Annotated in this window: 21 protein-coding genes; 6 read left to right on the forward strand and 15 right to left on the reverse strand. The window is 65.9% G+C overall.

Annotated elements, in window-relative coordinates:
* A partial coding sequence (gene asd, locus AC1D0P_RS04215; protein WP_477675551.1) for an archaetidylserine decarboxylase occupies positions 1–553 on the forward strand: 553 nt, incomplete at its 5' end.
* On the opposite strand, the gene AC1D0P_RS04220 is transcribed toward asd, so the two are convergent.
* Entirely contained in the window at positions 550–1,401 is an 852-nt protein-coding gene (locus tag AC1D0P_RS04220; protein ID WP_477675552.1) for a DUF72 domain-containing protein, read from the reverse strand. The two genes, asd and AC1D0P_RS04220, sit on opposite strands and share 4 nt — an antisense overlap.
* Before the next feature lie 234 nt (positions 1,402–1,635).
* Here AC1D0P_RS04220 and AC1D0P_RS04225 point away from each other — a divergent pair, with 234 nt between their 5' ends.
* Positions 1,636–3,111, forward strand: coding sequence for a M20 family metallopeptidase (locus AC1D0P_RS04225; protein ID WP_477675553.1), 1,476 nt, complete (start codon positions 1,636–1,638; stop codon positions 3,109–3,111).
* 76 nt (positions 3,112–3,187) lie between these two features.
* Entirely contained in the window at positions 3,188–4,102 is a 915-nt protein-coding gene (locus AC1D0P_RS04230; RefSeq protein ID WP_477675554.1) for a lysophospholipase, read from the forward strand.
* 35 nt (positions 4,103–4,137) lie between these two features.
* On the opposite strand, the gene AC1D0P_RS04235 is transcribed toward AC1D0P_RS04230, so the two are convergent.
* From AC1D0P_RS04235 to AC1D0P_RS04250, 4 genes are read right to left on the reverse strand one after another with little or no spacing between them, the layout of a single operon-like run.
* Entirely contained in the window at positions 4,138–4,611 is a 474-nt protein-coding gene (locus AC1D0P_RS04235; protein WP_477675555.1) for a YidB family protein, read from the reverse strand.
* A gap of 42 nt (positions 4,612–4,653) precedes the next feature.
* The gene (locus AC1D0P_RS04240) at positions 4,654–5,823 is read right to left on the reverse strand and encodes an MFS transporter (protein ID WP_477675556.1); all 1,170 of its coding nucleotides are present in this window, start codon (positions 5,821–5,823) and stop codon (positions 4,654–4,656) included.
* Positions 5,820–6,575, reverse strand: a complete 756-nt coding sequence (locus AC1D0P_RS04245; RefSeq protein WP_477675557.1) for a 16S rRNA (uracil(1498)-N(3))-methyltransferase — start codon at positions 6,573–6,575, stop codon at positions 5,820–5,822. Before AC1D0P_RS04245 ends, AC1D0P_RS04240 begins: the two co-directional genes overlap by 4 nt.
* Before the next feature lie 48 nt (positions 6,576–6,623).
* Complete coding sequence (locus AC1D0P_RS04250) at positions 6,624–7,730, reverse strand: aminoglycoside phosphotransferase family protein (RefSeq protein WP_477675558.1); 1,107 nt, start codon at positions 7,728–7,730, stop codon at positions 6,624–6,626.
* A 105-nt stretch (positions 7,731–7,835) separates the two neighbouring features.
* Here AC1D0P_RS04250 and AC1D0P_RS04255 point away from each other — a divergent pair, with 105 nt between their 5' ends.
* The 3 genes from AC1D0P_RS04255 to rsmA all read left to right on the forward strand — a co-directional run bounded on the left by AC1D0P_RS04255 (position 7,836) and on the right by rsmA (position 12,603).
* Positions 7,836–10,298 carry an LPS-assembly protein LptD gene (locus AC1D0P_RS04255; protein WP_477675559.1) on the forward strand — a complete coding sequence of 821 codons (2,463 nt, stop codon included), beginning with the start codon at positions 7,836–7,838 and terminating at the stop codon, positions 10,296–10,298.
* On the forward strand, positions 10,291–11,709 hold the full coding sequence (locus AC1D0P_RS04260; RefSeq protein WP_477675560.1) for a peptidylprolyl isomerase: 1,419 nt from the start codon (positions 10,291–10,293) through the stop codon (positions 11,707–11,709). Before AC1D0P_RS04255 ends, AC1D0P_RS04260 begins: the two co-directional genes overlap by 8 nt.
* Before the next feature lie 129 nt (positions 11,710–11,838).
* Positions 11,839–12,603, forward strand: coding sequence for a 16S rRNA (adenine(1518)-N(6)/adenine(1519)-N(6))-dimethyltransferase RsmA (gene rsmA / locus AC1D0P_RS04265; RefSeq protein WP_477675561.1), 765 nt, complete (start codon positions 11,839–11,841; stop codon positions 12,601–12,603).
* A 254-nt stretch (positions 12,604–12,857) separates the two neighbouring features.
* Here the strand turns inward: rsmA and AC1D0P_RS04270 are convergent, their stop codons facing one another.
* The 10 genes from AC1D0P_RS04270 to AC1D0P_RS04315 form a co-directional block, all read right to left on the reverse strand.
* Complete coding sequence (locus tag AC1D0P_RS04270; RefSeq protein WP_007869336.1) at positions 12,858–13,307, reverse strand: barstar family protein; 450 nt, start codon at positions 13,305–13,307, stop codon at positions 12,858–12,860.
* A gap of 53 nt (positions 13,308–13,360) precedes the next feature.
* The gene (locus AC1D0P_RS04275) at positions 13,361–13,738 is read right to left on the reverse strand and encodes a guanyl-specific ribonuclease (protein ID WP_477675562.1); all 378 of its coding nucleotides are present in this window, start codon (positions 13,736–13,738) and stop codon (positions 13,361–13,363) included.
* Positions 13,739–13,955: 217 nt separating this feature from the next.
* The gene (locus AC1D0P_RS04280) at positions 13,956–16,274 is read right to left on the reverse strand and encodes an NADP-dependent malic enzyme (protein ID WP_477675563.1); all 2,319 of its coding nucleotides are present in this window, start codon (positions 16,272–16,274) and stop codon (positions 13,956–13,958) included.
* A gap of 243 nt (positions 16,275–16,517) precedes the next feature.
* Positions 16,518–17,234, reverse strand: coding sequence for an ABC transporter ATP-binding protein (locus AC1D0P_RS04285; protein WP_477675564.1), 717 nt, complete (start codon positions 17,232–17,234; stop codon positions 16,518–16,520).
* Positions 17,227–18,027: an ABC transporter ATP-binding protein gene (locus AC1D0P_RS04290; RefSeq protein ID WP_477675565.1), complete on the reverse strand. Its 801-nt coding sequence runs from the start codon at positions 18,025–18,027 to the stop codon at positions 17,227–17,229. Before AC1D0P_RS04290 ends, AC1D0P_RS04285 begins: the two co-directional genes overlap by 8 nt.
* Complete coding sequence (locus AC1D0P_RS04295; protein WP_477675566.1) at positions 18,024–18,998, reverse strand: branched-chain amino acid ABC transporter permease; 975 nt, start codon at positions 18,996–18,998, stop codon at positions 18,024–18,026. Before AC1D0P_RS04295 ends, AC1D0P_RS04290 begins: the two co-directional genes overlap by 4 nt.
* Positions 18,999–19,871, reverse strand: a complete 873-nt coding sequence (locus AC1D0P_RS04300; RefSeq protein ID WP_477675567.1) for a branched-chain amino acid ABC transporter permease — start codon at positions 19,869–19,871, stop codon at positions 18,999–19,001. It abuts the gene before it with no gap.
* Between the two features lie 127 nt (positions 19,872–19,998).
* Positions 19,999–21,168: an ABC transporter substrate-binding protein gene (locus tag AC1D0P_RS04305; RefSeq protein WP_477675568.1), complete on the reverse strand. Its 1,170-nt coding sequence runs from the start codon at positions 21,166–21,168 to the stop codon at positions 19,999–20,001.
* A gap of 257 nt (positions 21,169–21,425) precedes the next feature.
* Positions 21,426–22,412, reverse strand: coding sequence for a PDR/VanB family oxidoreductase (locus tag AC1D0P_RS04310; RefSeq protein WP_477675569.1), 987 nt, complete (start codon positions 22,410–22,412; stop codon positions 21,426–21,428).
* Positions 22,412–23,167 (reverse strand): GntR family transcriptional regulator, encoded by a 756-nt coding sequence (locus AC1D0P_RS04315; RefSeq protein ID WP_477675570.1) that lies wholly within the window; start codon positions 23,165–23,167, stop codon positions 22,412–22,414. The genes AC1D0P_RS04310 and AC1D0P_RS04315 overlap by 1 nt, the downstream gene beginning before the upstream one ends.
* Positions 23,168–23,274: the final 107 nt, after the last annotated feature.

A 23,274-nucleotide genomic window follows, 5' to 3' on the forward strand; every position in this document is an offset into this window, starting at 1 on the left:
GATCTTCCAGGCCAAGGGCCACAGTTATTCCACCACCGCGCTGGTGGGCGGCGACGCGGCGTTGGCCGCCCACTACCAGGACGGCCACTTCGCCACCTTGTACCTGAGCCCCCGCGACTACCACCGCATCCACATGCCTTGTGACGGCCGGCTGGCGCGCATGATCTATGTGCCGGGCGAACTGTTTTCGGTCAACCCGGTCACCGCGCGCGGCGTGCCGGGGCTGTTTGCGCGCAATGAACGCGTGGTCTGCGTCTTCGAATCGGCGCGCGGGCCTTTTGTGCTGGTGCTGGTCGGTGCGACGATTGTCGGCAGCATGGCCACGGTATGGCACGGCGTGGTCAACCCGCCGCGCGGCAAGGTGGTGCGGCAATGGGACTACCCTGATGAGCCGACTTCCGCGATCCGCCTGAAGCAGGGCGAGGAAATGGGCCGCTTCCTGCTGGGCTCCACCGTCGTCATACTGTTTCCCAAGGGGCCGCTGCGCTTTAACCCGGAGTGGGCGCCAGGCCGTGAAGTACGGCTGGGCGAGGCCATGGCTGTCTACAACTAGGCAGGGGGCGTAAAGCCCAGACGGCTTAAAAACGCCATGGCCGCGGCCGGCGCCCTCTCCTTGGCGCCGTTGATGAAATACACAAATACGTCGCGCGGCTTGCCTTGCGACGGTGCGTCCTCCAGCATCGGCAGGTCGGCAGGCGCACCGCCTGCGGCCCATTGCCTTGAACGCTCGGCCCAGGCGTCCAGCGCGCCTTCCTCATAGCCGGTTTCCAGGCCTGCTTCGCTCATCATCAGGCGGGCATAGGCGAAGTCGCCCGTGAGGTCGGCGAAGGACGGGAATTTGTCAGCGTCGGTAAATACGGTGGCGACCCTGTAACGGCGCGCCAGCGCCAGGTAGTCGGGCGACATAAAGCTTTCGTGGCGTACGTCGACCACGTGGCGCAGGGCCCGGCCGTCCACCTGCTTGGGCAGCAGTGACAAAAAGGCCTCGAAATCCCCGGCTTCAAACACCTTGCCGGGCATGAACTGCCAGACGATGGGGCCCAGCTTGTCGCCCAGCTCGCTGATGCCGCTTTCCGTGAAGCGCTGGATGGACTCGCCGGCCTCGGCCAGCACGCGGCGGTTGGTCGCGTAGCGCGAGGCCTTGAGGGAGAACACGAAGCCGTCGGGGGTCTCGTCATGCCACTTCTTGAAACTGGCCGGCTTGAGCGTGCCGTAATAGGTGCCGTTGACCTCGATGGCGCTCAACCGGCGGCTCGCGTATTCGAGCTCGCGGCTGTGCGGCAGGCCGGGCGGAAAGAAATTGCCGCGCCAGGGCTCAAAAGTCCAGCCGCCCACGCCCGCGCGGATGCGGGAATGAGCCGGCTCGGAAGGGCTGGCTGGGGTGCGGCTGGCTGGTGTCATGGCGGCTCCGTGGCGTGCTGGTCACTGGTTTGTTCTCCCGTCCAATCTCGTCCAGATAGGGGAGAAATGCAGAAGTTATCTTTGCCCCCGCCGGCTGCGAGCGCTGTAGCTTGAATTCTCCAATTGCGGGTCTTCCCCTGGCCGGTGGCGCGGTCTGTGTCGGAAGCGTACAGTAGCAGCTGCCGCGGCCAAAAGCCGCCCTGAAAAGCCGACAATTTCCCTCGGAGCCCTTCCATGAACGCCCCCCTGTACCGCGAAATCCCCGCCAGCATCCTCAACGCCGCCCAGGCCCTCTCCCAGGTGACCGCCCAGTGGGACGGCGACATCGTCAAACAGATCACCGACTACATCTCCATTCCCGCCAAGTCCCCCACCTTCGACAGCGACTGGGCGCAGCACGGTTTCATCGACACCGTCATGCGCAATGCGGCGGCCTGGGTCGAGGCGCAAAAGGTCGAAGGCCTCACGCTGGAAGTCGTGCGCCTCGAAGGCCGCACCCCGGTGCTGTTTTTTGAGATCCCGGCCACGCGCGCCGACTCGACGCAAACCGTGCTGATGTACGGCCACCTCGACAAGCAGCCCGAATTCACCGGCTGGCGCAATGACCTGAGCCCCTGGGCGGCCAAGTACGAGGACGGCAGGCTCTATGGCCGCGGCGCCGCCGACGATGGCTATGCCGTCTACGCCAGCATCGCCGCGGTGCAGGCGCTCAAGGCCCAGAACGTGCCCCACCCGCGCATCGTCGGCCTGATCGAAACCTGTGAGGAAAGCGGCTCCTACGATCTGCTGCCCTATGTCAACGCGCTGCGCGAGCGCCTCGGCGAGGTCGCGTTGGTGGTGTGCCTGGACTCCGGCGCGGGCAATTACGACCAGCTGTGGCTCACCACCAGCCTGCGCGGCAACGCGGCCGGCGTGCTCAAAGTCGAAATCCTCACCGAAGGCGTGCACTCCGGTGACGCGAGCGGCCTGGTGCCCTCGAGCTTTCGCATCATGCGCCAGGTGCTGGACCGCCTTGAGGACAGCAAGACCGGGCGCCTGCTGCCGCAGAGCTTCCATTGTGAAATCCCGGCCGACCGCCTGGCCCAGGCGCAGGCCACCGCCAAAATCCTCGGCGAGGAAATCTACAAGCGCTTTCCATGGGCGCACTATGACTGCGAAGGCTCCGGCAGCTTCGCCTTGCCTACCACCACCGACCCGGTCGAAGCCCTGCTCAACCGCACCTGGCGCCCTACGCTGAGCGTGACCGGCGCCGAGGGCTTCCCGGCGCTCAAGGACGCCGGCAACGTGCTGCGGCCTTACACCGCCTTCAAGCTCTCGCTGCGTTTCCCGCCGCTGATCGACGCCGGCGCGGCGGTGCAGGAACTCAAGACGCTGCTGGAAGACAACGCGCCCTACCAGGCCAAGGTGACCTTCGAAAGCAACGGCGGCGCGACCGGCTGGAACGCGCCCGGCACCGTGCCCTGGTTCGAGAACGCGCTCAACGACGCGTCGCAGAGCTTTTTCGGCGCGCCTTGCGGCACCATAGGCCAGGGCGGCACCATTCYGCTGATGAACATGCTGAGCAAGGGTTTCCCCAAGGCGCAGATGATGGTCTGCGGCGTGCTGGGTCCCAAGAGCAATGCCCACGGCCCCAACGAGTTCCTGAACGTGCCTTATGCCAAGAAGCTGACCGCCGCGGTCGCGCACGTGATGGCACGCGTTCCCGGTTGACTCGGGTGCGCCGCCCTTCTTCCCCGCATCGCGGCCTGCCGCGCGCGCTTGCCCCAGGCCAGGCTTACGCCGCCGCATGCATTCGACCATCCTAGCCCCCTTCACTGCCCGCGACGGCGAAAACCTGGCCCTGTACGAGTGGCCGCTGGACGCCTGGGCCGACGAAATGGGCCCGCACGCGCCGCCGCCGCGCGCCGTCGTGCTGCTGGTGCACGGATTGGGTGAACACGCCCTGCGCTACGACCATGTCGCGCGCCAATTGATGGAATGGGGTTTCGCCGTGCGCGCTTACGACCAGCGCGGCCACGGCGAGTCCGGCGGCGCGCGCGGCGTGCTGCCCCAAGACAGCACCTTGCTCGACGACCTGGCCGAAGTGGTCGATGACACGCGGCTGCGCTGCATGCGCATGCTGCGGGAATCCGCGGCGCCGGAATCCGCCCAGCTGCCGATCGTGCTGCTGGGCCACAGCCTGGGTGGCCTGGTGGCCAGCCGCTTTGTCTCGCTGGGCATACGCCCCGTCGACGGCCTGGTGATGTCCTCGCCGGCACTGGATGCCGGCCTCGGCCCGCTGCAGAAACTGCTGCTGGCTTTCATGCCGAACCTGGCGCCCAACCTGTGTGTGGGCAACGGCCTGGATCCGCACTACCTCTCGCACGACCCGGAGGTGGTCAGAAAATACCTGGCCGACCGGCAGGTGCACAACAGGATTTCACCGCGGCTGGGCAAGTTCATCGCGACAGCCGGCCCGGCAACGATAGCGGCCGCCGCCCGCTGGCGCACGCCGACGCTGCTGATGTATGCGGGTGCGGACCGCCTCGTTGACCCGGCGGGCAGCCGCGCCTTTGCGGAAAGCGCCGCGAATTCACGGGACGTCATGCCCGGCACAGTGACCACGCGCTGCTTTGAAGGCCTTTACCACGAGATCTTCAACGAAACCGACTCGGCGCCGGTGTTCGATAGGCTCAAATCCTGGCTGGACGCGCGCTTCTAGCCCGTTGCTTGAGGCCGGCTCCGGCCTCAAAAAAATCAGCGAGCCTGCTGCAGCAGGCCGCCCAGCATGCCCATCAGGTCTTCGCCGTTGCCCAAGCCTTGCGCGGGTGCCTGGCCTTCGGGCGTCAGGTGGTTGATGAGGCCCGGCAGCATCTGGGAAAGCTGGTTGGCGGCATCACCGGGATCCACGCCCAGCCTGGCGGCGATGTTGGATACGGTGCCGGCGCCCAGCGCGCTGGTGACCTGGTCGCCGGAAACCGGCTGGTTGGGCCCGCCGCCTATCCATGACTGGATGGCGTCGCCCAGGCCGGCCTCTTCAAACTTGCTGACCAGGCCGCCCAGCCCGCCTTGCCCGCCGTTGTTGGCCAGCATACCCGTGACGATCTGGATCAGCTGGGGATTGCTGGCCAGCATGCCGATGAGGCCGCCCAGTCCGCCGGCCGCGCCCGCCGAGTCCTGTCGGCTGTTGTTGTTGAGGACGCTGCCCAGGACGGAATCGAGTAAACCCATGACGAACTCCTCAAGTGATGAATGACGTGAGCCAAAAGGCTCTCAGGCATTCTGTGCCTTGCGACGGCCCAGTGCAAGCCAGGCCAGCGCCGCGCCGGTCAGGCCTAGCGGCAGCAGCGAACCGAGGTTCAGCAAGGCCCAGCCCTGCGTGGTGACAAGCACGCCCGACGCCAGAGAGGACATCGCCAGCACGGCAAAAATGCAGAAATTGAGCGCGCCCTGCGCCTTGTCCTTTTCCTCGGGACGGTAGGCCGTCAAGGCCAGTGTGGTGGCACCTGTGAACAGGAAATTCCAGCCCAGCCCCAGCAAAAACAGCGCCGCCAGGAACTGCTTCAGGTCCACGCCCGAAAGCGCGATCAGCACACACACCACGTTCAGCGCCACRCCCACCGCCATGATGGGCAGGGCGCCGAAGCGGCGTATCAGGTGGCCGGTGAAAAAACCGGGCGCGAACATGCCGATCACATGCCACTCCAGCACCAGCGCGACGCTGGAAAACGGCAGGCCGCAGACCTGCATGGCGATCGGCGTGGCGGCCATCAGGAGGTTCATCACCCCAAAGCCCAGGGCGCCGGCGGCCGCGGCCACGATGAAGACCGGCTGCCGCATGATTTCGCCGAGTGGCCTTCCGCCGCGTGYCGCGTGCGCCTCGGGCGGCGGCGGAAACTGGATGAAGGCCAGCAGCGCCATGGACAGCAGTGCCACGCCGGCCAGCGCCAGGTAGGCGCCGGCAAAAGGTACGTCGGTCAGCTCCCGCGTGTGGGCCGCGAGATTGGGCCCGGCGACGGCGCCCAGCAGGCCGCCGGCCATGACCAGCGAAATGGCTTTTTCGCGAAAAGCCGGCAGGGCCAGCTCGGCCGCGGCAAAGCGGTAGAGCTGCGCGTTGGCGTTGTAGTAGCCGGCCACCACCGTGGCCGCCACCAGCAGCCAGAAATTCCTGCCGTAGGCCGCGTAACAGCACAGCAGGGCCGAGGCCACGGCTACCAGCAGGCCGAGCTGGAAGGAGGCCTTGCGCCCGAAGCGCGCCTGCGTGCGCGCCACCACCGAGGTCGACAGCGCTCCGCCCACCACATAGCCCATGACGGGCAGGGTCGCCATCCAGCCCAGCGGCGCCAGGTTCAGCCCGACCAGGCCGTTGATGGCGATGAAGGTGACGTTGTTGGTCAGGAACAGGCCCTGGCAAACGGCCAGCAGCCAGAGGTTGCGGTTCATGCGGCACCGCCCAGTGTCAACAGCGACAGGCAGGCCAGCGGCGCGGTTTCGGCCCGTAGCACGCGCGGGCCCAGCGTGACGGGGCTAAAGCCCCGGGCAATGGCCGCGGCTTCTTCGGCGAGGCTGAGGCCGCCCTCGGGGCCGCTTAAAAATGTCAGCGGACCGCTGCCCGGAATCGCCTGGGCCAGCGGCCGGCTGCCTTCGCGCAGCGACAGCAGCAGCCGGCTTCCGCCCGCGGCCGCATCTTCCAGGCCTTTGAGCCAGTCGGCCAGGCTGGCGACGTCGTGGATCAGCGGCACGCGGCTGCGGCCGCACTGCTCACAGGCGGCGACGGCCACGCCGTGCCAGTGCGCGATTTTTTTGTCGGCGCGTTCGCCCTTGATGCGCAGCACGCTGCGCTCGCTCATCAGGGGCTGGATGCTGGCCGCGCCGAGTTCGGCGGCTTTTTCGACCAGCCAGTCCATGCGCTCGTTGGCGGGCATGCCGACCGCCAGGTGGATGGCGCGGCCGGCCTCGCGCGCCGTGGGGTTGTAGGCGCCGACGATCACCTCGACCTCGCTGCGGCCCATGCGCGCGACCGTGGCGTCGAATTCCCCTTCGCTGCCGGGCTGGCCGTCGCCCCTGCCGTTGAACAGTGAAAGCGCGTCCCCGGGCTGCAGCCGCAGGACCTGGACGTGGCGGGCGGCGGCCGGCGGCAACTGGACCGTCGTGCCCGGCACCAGCGCCATGTCGGCATAGAAACGCGCGCTCACGGCACGGCCCTGGCGGCGGGAGGGCGGTGGAGGGAGTGCTTCATGCGGTCAGAACGTGTAGCCTACGCGGGTTTCATTGCCTTCGATCTCGTCGAGCAAGACCATCAGCGGGCCCAGCTGGCGGTAGCGCGCGGCGGTGTTGCGGGCGTAGCGGATGAAGCGCGGCGTGTCGGCCAGGTATTTGGGCTTGCCGTCGCGCAGCGTGAGGCGCGCGAAGATGCCCAGAATCTTGAGGTGGCGCTGCAGGCCCATCCATTCGACGGCCCGGTAGAACTCGCCGAAATCGTCGCCGACCGGCAGGCCCGCCTTGCGGGCCTTCTGCCAGTAGCGCACGGTGATGTCGAGCACAAAATCCTCTTCCCAGCTCAGAAACGCATCGCGCATCAGGCTGGCGATGTCATAGCTGATGGGGCCGTAGACCGCATCCTGGAAGTCTAGTACCCCAAGCGGCGGCGCGTCCGCGAGAGCCGCTGGTGAGCCGCTTGGGATCATCAGGTTGCGCGGCATGAAATCGCGGTGCACAAACACCCGCGCACCTTCGAGCGAATTCAGGTTGCTGGCCTTGATCTGTTCAAAGAGAACGTTCAGCTTTTCCTGCAGGCCCGTGTCCAGCGGCAGCTTGCGGTGTTTGGCGACATACCAGTCGGGGAACAGCGAGAGTTCGCGCGACAACAGCGCCTCGTCATAGGGGGGCAGCACGCCTGGTTTCGAGGCAAGCTGCCAACGCACCAGCGCGTCCACCGCATGGGTGTACAGCTCGTAGTGGGCGGAGGTGGGGCTGGCAATCGCGTCAACCGCGGCGGGAGGCGCGATCAGCTCCATCATGGTTTGCGCGCCGAGGTCGCTCAGCAGCATGAAGCCCAAAGGTTCGTCCCATGCCAGCACGCGCGGCGCGTTGAGGCCCGCCTCCGCCATCAGGCCGGCGACCTTGGCGAAGGGTTTGCAGTCTTCCTGCGCGGGCGGCGCATCCATGATGATGCAGCTGCCCTCGCCCGATGCGGCGTCGACCCTGAAATAGCGGCGAAAGCTGGCGTCGGCCGATGCCGGCCTCAGCGTGCCGGCCTGCAAACGATGCAGGCGGGCCATGTCGGCCAGCCAGTTGTCGAAGGCGGCGGCGCGTGCCGGGTCGGCCCAGGCGATGGACGGCGCGGTCATGCTTGCGCGGCCTTCGCCGGGCTCGGCTTCTTTATTCTGGGGATGGGCTGGAGGGTCATGGATAATCGGGCCTGATTTTACAAACGGGTTTATCTCACATAAACGATGCGCCGCGCATCCCCCTCGCCTTTTATTCTCTCTCCGGTGGCTCTTGCTGTCTCCAGGCTGGTCGTGTTTTGCGCCACGCTGGGGATGACTGTTGCGGGGACGGCGCACGCCCAGGCGGTGCCCGCGGCGCCGGCAGCGGCGCGTGGCGCGCCAGCTCCCACGCCGGCGGAGATGGCGGAGTCCGAGGGCGCCCTGAAGCTCAAGCCCACCCCCATGCTGGCCGAGGAAGTCTCCAGCGACCCGCAGGACCGGGGGCCGACGTTTGTCTTCGGCGACCGTGTGTCGGGACGCCCGGACCTGGAAACCGTGATCGACGGCAATGCGGAACTGCGGCGCGGGGCCACCTCCATACGCGCCGACCGCATCGAGTATTACCAGCCCGACGACCAGCTCAAAAGCCGCGGCAACGTGCGCATCAACCGCGCCGGCAACCGCTTTCAAGGCCCCGAGCTGGAGCTCAAGCTGGACCGGTTCGAGGGCTTTTTCACCACGCCCGATTACCGCTTCCTGAGCAACGGCGGCAACGGCCGGGCGCTGCGGGTCGATTTCCTCGACGAGAAACACCTGACGGCCGAGCGCGCCACCTACACCACCTGCGAGCGTGATGACGAGGCGAGCTGGCAGCCTGCGTGGGTGCTGCGCGCCAGCCGCTTCGAGTTCGACCTGGAGACCGAGGTCGGCGTGGCCCACAATGCCGTCGTCCGCTTCAAGAGCGTGCCCATCCTGGCTTTTCCCAGGGTGAGTTTTCCGCTGAGCGACAAGCGCAAGTCGGGCCTGTTGCCGCCTACCATCAGCATGGGCTCGACGAACGGGTTTGAGTTTCGCCAGCCGTATTACTTCGACATCGCACCCAATCGGGATGCCACCTTTTCACCGGCGATCCTGAGCAAGCGCGGCGTAGACCTCGCCGGCGAGTTCCGTTACCTGGAACCCAGTTACCAGGGCGAACTGCGTGCCAATTACCTGCCCAGCGACAAGCTGCGCGACCGGGACCGCTGGTCCTACGGCTACCAGCACACCGGCACCATTGCCACCGGCCTGGCTTCGGTCGGCAACCTCGGCCTCAACCTCAACCTGAATCGTGTCAGCGACAACGATTACTGGAAGGATTTTCCGGCACGCTCCGGTTACACCACCCAGCGCCTGCTGTCCCAGGATGCCACCCTGACCTGGGGCAGGGGATTCTTCTCCAGCACCCTGCGAACCCTGAAGTGGCAGACCTTGCAGGACGTGACCTCGCCCATCGTCCCTCCGTATGACCGGCTTCCGCAGCTCACGGCCGCCTACACCCGGGTGGACGCCCCCCTGGGAGGGCTGGGCAACGGCTTCGACTGGTCGATCGAGGGCGATTACACCCGCTTCTCCGCGGACCGCACGCTGACGAACCAGCCCAACAGCAACCGGGCTTTCACCAAGCTGCAGATCAGCCGTCCCTGGCTGTCGTCGGCGGGTTTCATCACGCCCAAGGTGCAGCTGCATGCCACCAGCTACCAGTTCGACGCGCCGCTGGTGGGCGGGGCGAAGACGGCCTCGCGTGTGGTTCCGACCTTCAGCCTGGACAGCGGCCTGCAGTTCGAGCGTGAGGCCAGCTTCCTGGGCCGCAATTTCACCCAGACGCTGGAGCCGCGGGCTTTTTATGTCCGCACGCCCTACCGCGACCAGAGCCTGCTGCCCAACTATGACTCCGGCATCAACGACTTCAACTTCGCGACCGTCTTTACCGAGAACGCTTTTGTCGGCAATGWCCGCATTTCCGACGCGAACCTGCTGACACTGGGTGTGACCTCCCGCCTGCTGGATCCCGCGACCGGCGCCGAAGCCGTGCGCGTCGGTATCGCGCAGCGCCTGCGCTTTGAAGACCAGCGGGTGACCCTGCCCGGCGCACTGCCGGTTACCGACCGCATCAGCGACATACTGGTCGGCGCGTCCGTCAACTGGGTGCCGCAATGGTCTTTCGACAGCACGGTGCAATACAACCCCAAGACCCGGCAGTCCGAGCGCGCCTCGTTCGGCGTGCGTTATAACCCGGGCAATTACCGCGTCATCAGCGCCGCATTCCGGCGCCAGCGCAACGTCAGCGAGCAGATCGATGTGGGCTGGCAGTGGCCCATCAACGACCTGTGGGGCGACAAGGGCAAGGACCTGGGTCCCGGGCAGGGCCAGGGGCCGGGGCGTTATTACGCGGTCGGCCGGCTGAACTACAGCGTGCTGGACAAGCGGCTGGTCGACTCCATCATCGGCGTCGAATACGACGGCTGCTGCTGGATAAGCCGCGTCGTGCTGCAGCGCTCGCAGACCAGTACCGGCACTTCCGACACCCGGATCATGTTCCAGCTGGAGCTGGTGGGCTTCTCCCGCATTGGCGGGAACCCCCTGGAAACCCTCAAGTCAAATGTCCCGCGCTACCAGTACCTGCGTGAGAAAATCGAGGCTCCAAGCCGCTTTACCACTTATGACTAATATCCGTTTTCTTCCTGAACTCTCCCCAAGCCTGCCGCGCGCCGCCGCCCTCACCCTGGCGCTTTCGGCCTTGCTGGCGGTTCAGGTGCAGGCCCAGGGGCTCAAGCCGTCCAATCCCCTGCGCCTGTCCGACCCGGCTGCCGCCGCGCGCGCCCCGGCCCAGGGTGGCGGCGGGCAACGCCAGGCCGATTTCATCGTCGCGGTGGTGAATTCCGAGCCGATCACCAACAGCGAGGTCCGCCTCAAACTGATACGCACCGAGCAGCAGATCCTCCAGCAGGGCACGGCCCTGCCGCCGCGCAGTGAACTGGTGCCGCAGATCCTGGAGCGCATGATCAGCGACAAGGCGCAGCTGCAGCTGGCACGCACCTCGGGTATCCGGATCGATGAAAACACCATCGAAAACGCGGTCCAGACCGTGGCCAGCCAGAACCAGATCTCGGTGGACCAGCTGCGCAGCCGCCTGAAGGGGGACGGCATCGACTACACCCAGTTCCGCTCCGAAGTGCGCGATGAGCTTCTGGTGGGCCGCTTGCGCCAGCGCGAACTGGAGTCGCGCGTCACCGTGAACGAGCAGGAGATAGACCAGTTCCTGCGCGACCAGGAAGGCGGCGGCGCCGAGCCTTCCGCCTTGGCCCTCAACCTGGGCGAAATTCTGGTGCCGGTGCCGGAGAACGCCACGCCCGACCAGGTCGCGGCGCTGCAGGCCAGGGCCCAGCAGGTGGTGGATCGTGCCAAGGCCGGCGGCGATTTCGCTGCGCTGGCCGCGGAGTTCTCCGCATCCGCCACACGCGCCACCGGCGGCCAGATGGGCCTGCGCACGGCGGACCGCTATCCCCCCCTCTTTGTCGAAGCAACCAAAAACCTGCAGACCGGCGGACTGGCCGGCCCGGTGCGAAGCGGCGCGGGCTTTCACATCCTCAAGGTGATCGAGAAGCGCCAGGGCGGTATGCCCGGCGCCACCGTGACGCAGACCCATGCCCGGCACATCCTGCTGCGCTTGAACCCCAAACAGACGGAAGCCACCGCGACGGAAAAACTCGCCGAGCTCAAGAAACGTGTCCAGGCGGGGAAAGCCGATTTTGCCGCCCTCGCCCGCGAAAACAGCGAGGACGGTTCGGCCAAGGAAGGCGGCGACCTGGGTTGGGCCAGCCCCGGCATGTTTGTGCCTGAGTTTGAGAAGGTCATGAACAGCCTGGCACCCAACCAGGTCTCCGATCCACTGGTGACCCGATACGGCGTGCACATCATCCAGGTGCTGGAGCGCCGCGACACGCAGCTCTCGCTGCGCGACCAGCGCGAGATCGCGCGTAACGTGCTGCGCGAGAAGAAGCAAAACGAAGCTTACGCACTCTGGGCCCAGGAGGTCCGTGGCCGTGCGTATGTGGAGTATCGTGATCCTCCTCAATAATGTGGCCCCCACGGTCGCTCGCTTCGCGTAGCTCCCTGCCCCTTTCCTCACGAAAGGGGCCGTTGCGCCTGCGGTCTGGCAAAGCCAGTCCCGCGGCCCCTGCTGGTTTAGGGCGTGAGGCCGCTATATATGAAACACATCCCGCGCAAACGCTTCGGCCAGCATTTCCTGACTGACCAGGGCATCATTGAAGGCATCGTCCAGGCGATCGCGCCGCGGGCTGGCCAGGCTGTGGTGGAAATCGGGCCCGGGCTTGCGGCCTTGACGCAGCCGCTCGTCGAGCGCCTTGGCAAGCTGACGGTGATCGAGCTGGACCGTGACCTGGCGCGGCAACTGCGCGAGCACCCCCAGCTCAGTGTGGTCGAATCCGACATCCTCAAGGTCGACATCCGTGAACTGGCGCACACCGCTTGCGCGCAGGGGCAAAAGCTTCGGGTCGTCGGCAACCTTCCGTACAACATCTCCACGCCTATCCTGTTCCACCTGCTGGATGCGGTCGACGTGATTGAAGACCAGCACTTCATGCTGCAAAAGGAAGTCATAGACCGCATGGTGGCCGCACCGGCCACCAGCGACTACGGCCGGCTCAGCGTGATGCTGCAGTGGCGCTACGCCATGGAAAACGTGTTGTTCGTGCCGCCGCACAGCTTTGACCCGCCGCCGCGCGTGGACAGCGCGGTGGTGCGCATGGTGCCGCATGCCGTGCCGGCGGCGCTGGATGTCAAGCTGCTCAGCGAACTGGTGCAGGTGGCTTTCAGCCAGCGCCGCAAGCTGCTGCGCCACACGCTGGGGCAATGGCTCACCGCGCGGGGCTTCGGCGGAACTTTTGACGTGCAGCGCCGTGCCGAGGAAGTGCCGGTGGCCGAGTACGTCGCGCTGGTGCAGGCGCTTTAAGCCGGAACGGCAACAGCCGGCATAAAAAAAGCCCGTCAAGGACGGTCTTTTTTTGCGGGCGCTTGCGGCGCCCACGATGTCGTTTTTGCTTTAAGCAGCGGCGAGCCAGTAACCCGCGTTAAACGGGCTGCTCATGCGCAACGCCAGAGGTGACACGTCTACCAGTTTGTCGGTAGGCATGACTTCTTCACCTTCTGCAACTGCTTGCTGGGCCTCATTCGCCCGATCCCCTTGGCCGATGTCTGGGGAGCGGGCTACAGAAAAGAATAGAAACATCTGAACGGTATCTTGCGATCCGCCCAGTAGTCCGAGGCATCCCGGAAGATGTCGAGCAGCTGCTCGCGCGCTTCCTTGTCGAATTTGGCGTTGGCCGGAATCTGCTCGAGCACGACGATGAAGCCGGGCTGCGGGCCTGATTTGTGGACCAGGTCCGTCATGCAGTCGTACAGCGCGTCGAAATTCTTGCCGAAGTGGGCCGGGAAGGTGTATTGCGCCGCAATCATGTCCAGCACGTCCTGCTTGCTCTGGGCATTGCCCAGGTTGGCATACAGGAAATGCTGGTTCAGCTGTGTCGCTGCGTCCTGCAGATCCTGCACCCGGAAGGCACGTATGGATTGAACGATATTGGGCCGCACGCCGCGCAAGGGCGTTTCGCCGTCCTTGCGCACCGGCGTCTCGTTGTCCCGACGAAGTGGTGTATCCATCTCCGCTACTCTTTCTCTGAAGTCAAAAACTTGAAATAACAACCACAGTTCATTTACTGAACGATTCTGCGAAAACTCGCATAGTGGTCGTCGGTGTAATAACAGGCATCCGGAGCGGTGGGTTTCAAGCCGCCACAAACAATGCGCCGGGCTCCCCGGCTGCGTTCATTGGGCGTCCTGACGGTGTATTCGCGGTAGTAACCGCGACGGTTGGCCGGAAGAAGTCGCTCCCGGTTGCCAAACACCACGCCGTCCTTGTCATGCCTGAACGGCCCACCCTGGTAAATCAGCGTCATCATGTCGCGCCCTTGCGGGGGCAATTGGGCCGTTGCGATCGTGCCGGCCGCTGCCGGTGTATCCGCACCCTTGGCCTGCACCACGCTGGGGATCAGCCCGCTCAGGCTGGTTGTCAAGACCAGCAGGCCGACCATTCTGGCCGCCTGCCAACGTCCCCACCCATTGCGCAACATGAAAAAGAAGCCTTTCCTGGAACCTAAGGCCAGCCCGCCGATTTCGGGTTAACCCTTAAATTTCAAGAGAGGTAGTTTGCCGCATATGGCCAAAAAACGCAAGTGGCTGCTGAAAATTTAGGCAGTAAAGACTGGGCTTATTACCTAAATAAGTTAGTACTGGCTATCTAATTTTGGCTTATCGGGCGGCGTTCGCATCCGCGACCGTCAGGGCCGTCATGTTGACGATGCGGCGCACCGTGGCGGTAGCGGTCAGGATGTGCATGGGTTTGTTCGCGCCCAGCAGCACGGGGCCGATAGCGATGTTGCCGCCGGCCGCCGTCTTGAGCAGGTTGTACGAAATATTGGCCGCATCAATATTGGGCAGGACCAGCAGGTTGGCCTCGCCCGTTAGCGTGCTGTTGGGCATGATCAGTGCGCGCGCGTCGGCGTCCAGCGCCATGTCGCCGTGCATTTCGCCGTCGACTTCCAGCCAGGGCGCCTTTTCGCGCAGCAGTTCCAGCGTGCGGCGCATCTTCAGGGCGCTCGGYAGGTTGGACGAGCCGAAGTTCGAATGCGACAGCAGGGCCGCCTTGGGCTTGATGCCGAAGCGCATCATTTCCTCGGCCGCCATGGTGGTGATCTCGGCGAGTTGCTCGGCCGTCGGGTCGCAGTTGACGTGGGTGTCGAGCAGGAACACCTGGCGGTTCGGCAGCAACAGGCCGTTCATGCAGGCATAGGTGTTGACGCCTTCGCGCTTGCCGATGACCTGGTCCAGGTAGTCCAGGTGGTGGGCGGTCGTGCCCCAGGTGCCGCAGATCAGGCCGTCGACGTCGCCCTTGTGCAGCAGCATGCCGGCGATCAGCGTGAGGCGGCGGCGCATCTCGATCTTGGCGATCTGCACGGTGACGCCGCGGCGCTCCATCATGCGGTGGTAGGTCTGCCAGAAGTCGCGGTAGCGGTGGTCCTGCTCGACGTTGACCACGTCGTAGTCGAGCTCTTCCTTCAGGCGCAGGCCGAATTTTTCGATGCGCTGGGCAATGATGGCCGGGCGGCCGATCAGCGTCGGCCGTGCCAGGCCTTCGTCCACCACAATCTGGCAGGCGCGCAGTACGCGTTCTTCCTCGCCCTCAGCGTAGGCCACGCGCTTGCGGCTGGCGGCCTTGGCGGCCGCGAAAATCGGTTTCATGACCGTGCCCGAGGCGTAGACGAAGCTCTGCAGCTTGTCGCGGTAGGCGTTCATGTCCTGGATCGGCCGCAAGGCCACGCCGCTGTCGGCCGCCGCCTGCGCCACGGCGGGCGCGATCTTCATCATGAGGCGCGGGTCAAAGGGCTTGGGAATCAGGTACTCGGGGCCGAAGGCGAGCTTCTCGCCCACATAGGCGGCCGCCACGACTTCACTCTGCTCGGCCTGTGCCAGCTCGGCGATCGCATGCACGGCCGCGATTTCCATCTCGATGGTGATGGTGGAGGCGCCGGCATCCAGCGCGCCGCGGAAGATATAAGGAAAGCACAGGACGTTGTTGACCTGGTTGGGGTAATCGGTGCGGCCGGTCGCCATGATGGCGTCGTCGCGCACGGACTTGACGTCCTCGGGCGTGATCTCGGGATTCGGGTTGGCCAGCGCCAGGATGATGGGCTTGGCGGCCATCTTGGCGACCAYGTCCTTCTTGAGCACACCGCCGGCCGACAGGCCCAGGAAAATGTCCGCGCCCGCGATCACGTCGCTGAGGGTGCGCGCGTCGGTCTTCTGCGCGAACTGGATCTTGTCCTCGTCCATCAGCTCGGTGCGGCCTTCATAGACCACGCCGGCCAGGTCGGTCACGAACACGTTCTCGCGTTGAATGCCCAGCTTGAGCAGCAGGTTCAGGCAGGCCAGCGCCGCAGCGCCCGCGCCGGAAGTCACCAGCTTGACCTGGCCGGGGCCTTTGCCGACCACCTTGAGCGCATTGAGGACCGCCGCACCCACGGTGATGGCAGTGCCGTGCTGGTCGTCGTGGAACACCGGGATCTTCATGCGCTTGCGCAGTTCGCGCTCGACGTAGAAGCAATCGGGCGCCTTGATGTCTTCAAGGTTGATGGCGCCGAAGGTCGGCTCCAGCGAGGCAATGATGTCGACCAGCTTGACCGGGTCTTTTTCGTCGATCTCGATGTCGAACACGTCCACGCCGGCGAACTTCTTGAACAGCACGCCCTTGCCTTCCATGACCGGCTTGGAGGCCAGCGGGCCGATGTCGCCCAGGCCCAGCACGGCGGTGCCGTTGGTGATCACGGCCACCAGGTTGCCGCGGCTGGTGTACTTGAAGGCGTTGTTGGGGTCCTTGACGATCTCTTCGCAGGGCGCCGCGACGCCGGGGGAATAGGCCAGGGCCAGGTCGCGCTGGTTGGTCAGCTGCTTGGTCGCTGCGATGGCCACCTTGCCGGGGGTCGGAAACTCGTGGTATTCAAGTGCGGCGCGGCGCAGTTCGGCGCGTTTTTCTTCGCGGTCATCGGGCATCGCGGCGGGTGGTGTCGGCATCAGCAAGGTCTCCAGCGGGAACGGTCGGTTGACCGTCAATTTCTTGTAAGGTCTGCGATTGTAGGCCGTTGGAGGGGAAAACCCTAGTAAGTGAATCTACGCAAAAAGGTGGATCGCTTTTGACTTTTCGGCATGGAAAGCCGCTTCGCCGCGAAGCTTGTTCACGATAGCGGCGCGTAGCCGTTTTTTGCGCGCTTTAAGCGCGAAATGCAGAACGGGTGGCAGGGCCGGCGGCCCGGCCGCTCAGCGTGCCACGCCCAGCAACTGATCCAGGCGCTCGGGCTGCTCGCGCAGGGCCTGGGCTGTTCCCGTGTGCACCACCGTGCCGCGGTCCAGCACCACGGCGCTGTCGGAAATCGCCAGGATGGCCTGCGGATGCTGCTCCACGATGATGGCGCTCAGGCCTTCTTCGCGCGTGATGCGGCGTATGGCGCGCAGCAGTTCCTCCACGATGATGGGCGCCAGGCCTTCCAGCGGCTCGTCAAGCAGCAGCAGCTTCGGATTGAGCACCAGCGCCCGGCCCACGGCCAGCATCTGCTGCTCGCCGCCCGACAGCTGCGTGCCCAGGTTGCCCTTGCGCTCGGCCAGGCGCGGGAACATGGCGTACACGCCCTCGGGATTCCATTTGCCCGGGCGCGCCACCGCTGTGAGGTTTTCGTGCACCGTCAGCGACTTGAAGATGTTTCGCTCCTGCGGCACCCAGCCTATGCCAGCTGCCGCGCGTTCATGCGAGGGCAACTGGTGCAGCGCGACCATGGCCGCGCCCGCGCCGAACGAAATGGCGCCGCCGTGCTGCCGCGTCGCGCCCGCCAGCGTGTTGATCAGCGTGGTCTTGCCGGTGCCGTTGCGGCCCAGCAGTGCGAGCGTCTGGCCTTCACCCAGCGTGAACGACACCTCGTGCAGCACCACGGCCTCGCCGTAGCCGGCGCGCAGTTTGTCGACCTTGAGCAGCTCAGCCATGGGCCACCTCCTCGCCATGTTCCTCTCCATGTTCCTCGCCATGGCCTAGGTACACCGCCWTGACCTGCGGGTCGGCCGCGATTTCCTCGGGCGTGCCCTCGGTCAGCAGCGTGCCGTTGACCAGCACCGTCATGGTGGTGGCGAAGCTGAACACCAGGTCCATGTCGTGCTCGATCAGCAGCACCGACACATCCGCGGGCAGCGCGGCCACGGTTTGCAGCAGTTCCTCGCGCTCGCCGGCCGGCACGCCCGCCACGGGTTCGTCCAGCAGCAGCACGCGCGGTTCGCAGGCCAGCGCCACGGCGATCTCCAGCAGGCGGCGCTTGCCGTAGGCCAGCACGCGGGTCGGCTGGTCCATCACCTCGGTCAGGTGAAACTGCTCCAGCAATTGCTCGCAGCGCTCGGCCACGGCCCGGTTGCGGCCCAGCGGCTGCCACCATTTCGCGCCCAGGCCCGTTTGCTGCGACACGGCCAGTGCCAGCGTCTGCAGCGGCGTGAGCGAGTCGAACAGCTGGTTGATCTGGAAGGTGCGCACCATGCCGCGCTTGACGCGCTGGTGCGGCGCCAGCCGCGTGATGTCTTCCCCTTCGAGCAGGATGCGGCCCTCGGTCGGTTGCAGCACGCCCGTCAGCAGATTGACCAGCGTCGTCTTGCCCGCGCCGTTGGGGCCTATCAAGGCATGGCGCGCGCCGCGCCGCAGGTTCAGGCTCACGTTGTTGGTGGCGGTGATGCCGCCGAAGCGCATCACCAGGCCTTGCGCGGACAGCACCGCGTCCTGCGTCGTGTCGCTCATGGCCGGCCTCCGTGCCGGCGCTGCGGCAGCCAGGTCCAGGGCCGGACCAGCCGCTCGCGGCCCACCAGCACCAGCACCACCAGGAAGAGACCAATCCAGAAGGTCCAGTACTGCGGCGTGATGGACGAGAGCGCATCCTGCATCAGCTTGAACACAATCGCCCCGGCCACGCCGCCATACAGCCAGCCCACGCCACCCACCACCAGGATCAGCAGCACGTCGGCCGAGCGGTGGAACTCGAACAAATCCAGCGAGGCGAAGCCGGTGGTCTGCGTCAGCAGCGCGCCGGCCGCGCCGGCCACGCCCGCCGCCACCGTGTAGACCACCGCCAGCCGCGACGCCACCGGAATGCCGATGGCCATGGCGCGCAGGCGGTTGTCGCGTATCGCCTCCAGCGTCGCGCCCAGCGGCGAATGCACCAGGCGGCGCATCAGCACGAACAGCAGCAGCAGCACGGCCAGCGAATAGTAGGCGGCGGTGCGCCCCGCGAGGTCGAATTCGAAGCTGCCCAGCAGCGGCCCCATGACCACGCCCTGCAGGCCGTCGGCGCCGCCGGTCAGCCAGTCGAGCTTGTTGGCCAGCTCCAGCAGGATCAGCGCCACACCCAGCGTCACCATGAGCCGCGTCAGGTCGCTGCCGCGCTGGATGGTGAGCGAACACACGGCGCCCAGCAGCGTGGCGGTGGCGATGCCCACGGCCAGGCCCAGCAGCGGGTCGGGCATGACCAGCTTGGCGAACAGCGCCGCCGCATAGCCGCCTATGCCGAAGAAAGCCGCATGGCCCAGCGAGACGATGCCGGCATAGCCCAGCACCAGGTCCAGCGACACCGCGAACAGCGCGACGATGGCGATCTCGTTGATAAGGGACGCATGGCTGGGCATCAGCACCGGCGCGGCGAAGGCGAGAAGCCAGAGCACCGGCTCCCAGGGCTTCCAGCGGCTGCTCTTGAGCAGCGATGTCTGCGTGTTCATTTATTTGCCTCCCTTGCGCACAAAGAGGCCCTGCGGCCGCCAGATCAGGATCACGATCATCAGGCTGTAGACGATGAAGGCGCCCAGCTTGGGGATGTAGTACTTGCCCGCCACGTCGGCAATGCCCAGCAGCAAGGCGGCCAGCAGCGGCCCGGTGATCGACGAGGTGCCGCCCACGGCCACCACGATCAGGAAATAAATCATGAACTTGAGCGGAAAGCTCGGGTCCAGGCCCAGCACCTCGGCGCCCAGCGCGCCGCCCAGGCCGGCCAGGCCCGAGCCCACGGCGAAGGTCGAGAGGAACACCAGGTTGACGTTGATGCCCAGTCCGGCCGCCACGCGCTGGTCGTCCACCGACGCACGCAGCCGGCTGCCGAAGCGCGTGCGCGCCAGCAGGTACTGCAGGCCCACCGTCAGTCCAGCGCACACCGCGATGATGAACAGCCGGTAGTGGCCCATGCCCAGCATCCAGGCGCCGCTGCCGATCTCGGTGCGGCCTTTGAGCCATTGGGGCAACTGCACGATCTGCTGCGTCGAGCCCACGAAATAATCGACGCTGGCCACCGCCATGAACACCAGGCCGATGGAAAACAGCACCTGGTCCAGGTGCGGCTTGTTGTAGAGCGGCCGGTACAGCGTGCGTTCCAGCACCGCGCCCAGCAGCGCCGAGCCGATGAAGGCCAGCGGCAGGCACAGCAAAAAGGGCACGCCGAAATGCTGCATCAGCAGCACGGTGATGTAGCCGCCGGCCATCGCGAAGGCGCCGTGCGCGAGGTTGATGAAATTCATCAAGCCCATGGTCACCGCCAGGCCCACCGCCAGGATGAACAGCAGCATGCCGTAGGCGATACCGTCGAAAAGAAGGGTCAGCATGCTTTGGCCGGAGGATCAGTGTTTGCTTGAWAGAGGTCCATGCCAGGAACGGCGCGGAACCGGCTTTGCCGGGCCGCAGAGGTTGCCCCCAGCAGGGGGGAGGCGCCGCGAAGCGGCGCTTCGGGGGTTACTTATTCTTCCCGGGATCCTTGACGTCCTTGATCACGTCAAATTCCACGTTGTAAAGCTGGCCGTCCTTCTTCTCGACCTTGCGCAGGTAGACGTCCTGCACGATGTCGCGCGTTTGCGCGTCGATGAAGATCTTGCCGCGCGGGCTTTCAAACAGCTGGCCCTTCATGGCCGCGAGCAGCGCGTCGCCGCCGCCCTGGCCCTTGCTGGTTTTGAGCGCTTCGTAAATCACCCGCATGCCGTCATAGCCGCCCACGGCCATGAAGTTGGGGCGCAGGCCCTTGTTGGCCTTGGAAAAAGCTTCCACGAATTTTTTGTTCATGGCCGAGGGGTGCGCCGCCGAGTAGTGGTGCGAGGTCACCACGCCCAGTGCGCCGTCGCCCATGTCGTTGAGCTGGTCGTCGTCCGTCACGTCGCCGGTGGCGATCAGCCGTATGCCGGCCTTGTCCAGGCCGCGCTCGAGGAACTGCTTCATCACCGCGGCGCCCGCGCCGGAAGGCACGAAGACGAACAGCGCGTCGGGTTTGTTGTCCCGCACCTTCTGCAGGAAGGGCGCGAAGTCGGGGTTGCGCAGCGGCACGCGCAGCGCGTCGGTCACCTGGCCGCCGTTGAAGGTCAGGCGGTCCTTGAAGAATTTTTCGGCGTCGATGCCGGGGCCGTAGTCGGACACCAGCGTGACCACCGTCTTGATGCCGTTCTTGGGCGCCCAGTCGGCCAGCGCGACCGAGACCTGCGGCAGCGTGAAGCTGGTGCGCACGATGTAGGGCGAGGACTGCGTGATGCTGGACGTCGCGGCCGCCATCACCACCATCGGTGTCTTGGACTGCGTCGCGATGGGCGCGGTGGCCAGGGCCGAGGGCGTGATACCGAAGCCCGCCAGCACGTTGACCTTGTCGTTGACCACCAGCTCCTGCGCCAGGCGGCGCGTGGTGTCCGGCAGCGAGGTGTCGTCCTTCACGATCAGCTGGATCTTCTTGCCCGCCACGGTGTCGCCGTTCTGCGCCATGTAAAGCCGGGCGGCCGCCTCGATCTGTCTGCCCGTGGTGGCTTGCTGGCCCGTCATCGGCAGGATCAGGCCTATCTTGAAGGTGTTGTCCTGGGCCAGTGCGGGAGCGGCAAGTGCCGCGGCCGACAGCGCGGCGGCGGTGAGGAAGGTACGTTTTTTCATGCTTGTCTCCTGGGTGGTTTTCAGTTCTTGCTGCTGCGTCAAATGCGGCGATGTTCAGGTTGCCGGCATCCGGCCGTAAAACGGTGCGAGTCTAGTATGAGTGCGGTATCGGCACAAATGTTCGATATGTGAACACATCGGCCCGTGCCATCCATGGCTTGATTTTGTCGGTTGCCGCTCCCGGCGTTGCCGTGCGTTCGCTATCGGTTGCGCGATCATCGCGCGCATGGCCCGGTGATCGCACACAAGTTGCCTCCTCAGGCGTCGGGCCGGTAGGACGAGTCCAGCGTCACCGAGCCGACCACGCGCGAGACACAGGCGCACAGCCGTGTGTTCTGCTGTTTCTCGTGCTCGCTCAGAAAGACGTCGCGGTGGTCGATCTCGCCGTCCAGCGCCAGCACGTCCAGCGTGCACAGGCCGCATTCACCGCGCTTGCAGTCGGACACCGCTTCCACGCCCGCCTGCTCCAGCGCGTCCAGCAGGCTGCAGCCGGGCGGCACGGTGATGTCCAGCGCGTGGCGCGGAATCAGCACCCTGAAAGCCTGCGGCGAAAAGCGCCCGCTGTTGCCGAAGGTCTCGTAACGCAGGTCGGTCGCCGGCCGGCCCGAGGCCTCCCAGGCGTGGCGTGCGGCGTCCAGCATGGGCACCGGGCCGCACACATACATTTGCGCGCCCACCGGCAATGCCGCGATCTCGCCGGCGAAATCGATGCGCGCGTCGACGGCTGCTTGCAGCCGCCCGCCCAGGCTGGCCCGCAGCATTTCGCCGTAAGCCAGTTCAGATTCGCTGCGCACGCCGTACAGCATGCGCAACGAGCGGCCCGATTGAGCACAGCGGCCGGCCAGCGCCTGGGCCATGCCCAGCAACGGCGTGATGCCTATGCCGCCGGCCACCAGCAGGTAGGCCGGTGCGTTGAAGTCCAACGGGAAATGGTTGCGCGGGCCGCTGACCTGCAGCCGGTCGCCGGCGGCCAGCCGCCACATCGCGCGCGAACCGCCGCGGCCGTCGTCCAGCCGCTTCACCGCGATGCGCCACGTTTGCCCGTCGGGCTTGCCGACCAGCGAATAAGAGCGCAGCTCCGGCCTGCCGTCGACCAGCAGCTGCACCTGCAGGTGGCTGCCGGGTTCGTGGCGCTGCACAGCGGCCGCATCACCCGCGGGCCGGATGCGGAACTCGCGCACGGTGGGCGTGAGGTCCTCAAAAGATTCAATGACCGCATCGGTCCAGCTGGCGTTGGCTTTCATTATTTTTTCCGTATTAAACGCACGCCCGGCATCTGGTCCAGGTTGTGGCTGGCCACGGCGGCGCGCAGGTTGCGCTGGGCCAGGCGCGAGTGCTCGCGCATGATGGCCTCGGCGCGCGAGCCTTCGCGCTGCTCGATGGCGTCCAGCACCTGGCGGTGCTGGTCCTGCGCCACGATGAGCATGTCGCGCGCGCGCGGCGAGTTGGCCTGCACCACCACGAATCCCGAGGCCGAGGCGAAGGGCAGGCTGGACACGCGGTCCAGCTCTTTGGCGATCACCTCGCTGCCCGCCATTTCGCTGAGCAGCGCGTGAAAGCGCTCGTTGAGCGCCACATAGCTTGAGAACGCCTCGTCGTTGAGGGCCGGCTGGCTCAGCACTTCGTCGATGCGGTTCAGGCATTCGCGCGCTTCGCCGAGCACCACGGTGGGCGCGCCGCGCTCGGCCGCCAGCCGCGCTGACAGGCCCTCGATCGTGCCGCGCAATTCGATCGCCTCGGACACGTCGCGCTCCGAAAACGTGCGCACCGCGAAGCCGCCGTTGGGCAGCGATTCGAGCAGGCCCTCCTGCTCCAGCCGCATCAGCGCCGCGCGTATCGGCGTGCGCGAGACGCCCAGCTTTTCGACGATGGACAGCTCGGCGATGCGCGCGCCGCCGGGCAGTTCGCCCGCCAGGATCATCTCGCGCAGCTGCAGCTGCGCCCTCACCTGCGCGCTCTCCAGGCTGTTGGGGGCGGCTGAAGGGTYTGTCGTGGCCATGGGGATTATTTTTGTCATGGAGTTCAGGCCGCAAGGCGTATCGGGATCACCGTCGCCGTCGGCGCTTCCTGCGCGATCAGCCGGTCTATCAGGCGCCGCGCCCACAT

Source organism: Polaromonas sp. P1_G2, assembly GCF_056405515.1.

Coding starts and splice junctions, on each gene's coding strand:
- AC1D0P_RS04310 (WP_477675569.1), bottom strand. CDS start 22,412: ATGAAAGCCAACGCCAGCTGGACCGATGCGGTCATTGAATCTTTTGAG.
- AC1D0P_RS04305 (WP_477675568.1), bottom strand. CDS start 21,168: ATGAAAAAACGTACCTTCCTCACCGCCGCCGCGCTGTCGGCCGCGGCA.
- AC1D0P_RS04300 (WP_477675567.1), bottom strand. CDS start 19,871: ATGCTGACCCTTCTTTTCGACGGTATCGCCTACGGCATGCTGCTGTTC.
- AC1D0P_RS04235 (WP_477675555.1), bottom strand. CDS start 4,611: ATGGGTTTACTCGATTCCGTCCTGGGCAGCGTCCTCAACAACAACAGC.
- AC1D0P_RS04250 (WP_477675558.1), bottom strand. CDS start 7,730: ATGACCGCGCCGTCCATCGCCTGGGCCGACCCGGCACGCGCCGCCGCC.
- AC1D0P_RS04220 (WP_477675552.1), bottom strand. CDS start 1,401: ATGACACCAGCCAGCCGCACCCCAGCCAGCCCTTCCGAGCCGGCTCAT.
- AC1D0P_RS04260 (WP_477675560.1), top strand. CDS start 10,291: ATGACTAATATCCGTTTTCTTCCTGAACTCTCCCCAAGCCTGCCGCGC.
- AC1D0P_RS04230 (WP_477675554.1), top strand. CDS start 3,188: ATGCATTCGACCATCCTAGCCCCCTTCACTGCCCGCGACGGCGAAAAC.
- AC1D0P_RS04270 (WP_007869336.1), bottom strand. CDS start 13,307: ATGGATACACCACTTCGTCGGGACAACGAGACGCCGGTGCGCAAGGAC.
- AC1D0P_RS04295 (WP_477675566.1), bottom strand. CDS start 18,998: ATGAACACGCAGACATCGCTGCTCAAGAGCAGCCGCTGGAAGCCCTGG.
- AC1D0P_RS04275 (WP_477675562.1), bottom strand. CDS start 13,738: ATGGTCGGCCTGCTGGTCTTGACAACCAGCCTGAGCGGGCTGATCCCC.
- rsmA (WP_477675561.1), top strand. CDS start 11,839: ATGAAACACATCCCGCGCAAACGCTTCGGCCAGCATTTCCTGACTGAC.
- AC1D0P_RS04285 (WP_477675564.1), bottom strand. CDS start 17,234: ATGGCTGAGCTGCTCAAGGTCGACAAACTGCGCGCCGGCTACGGCGAG.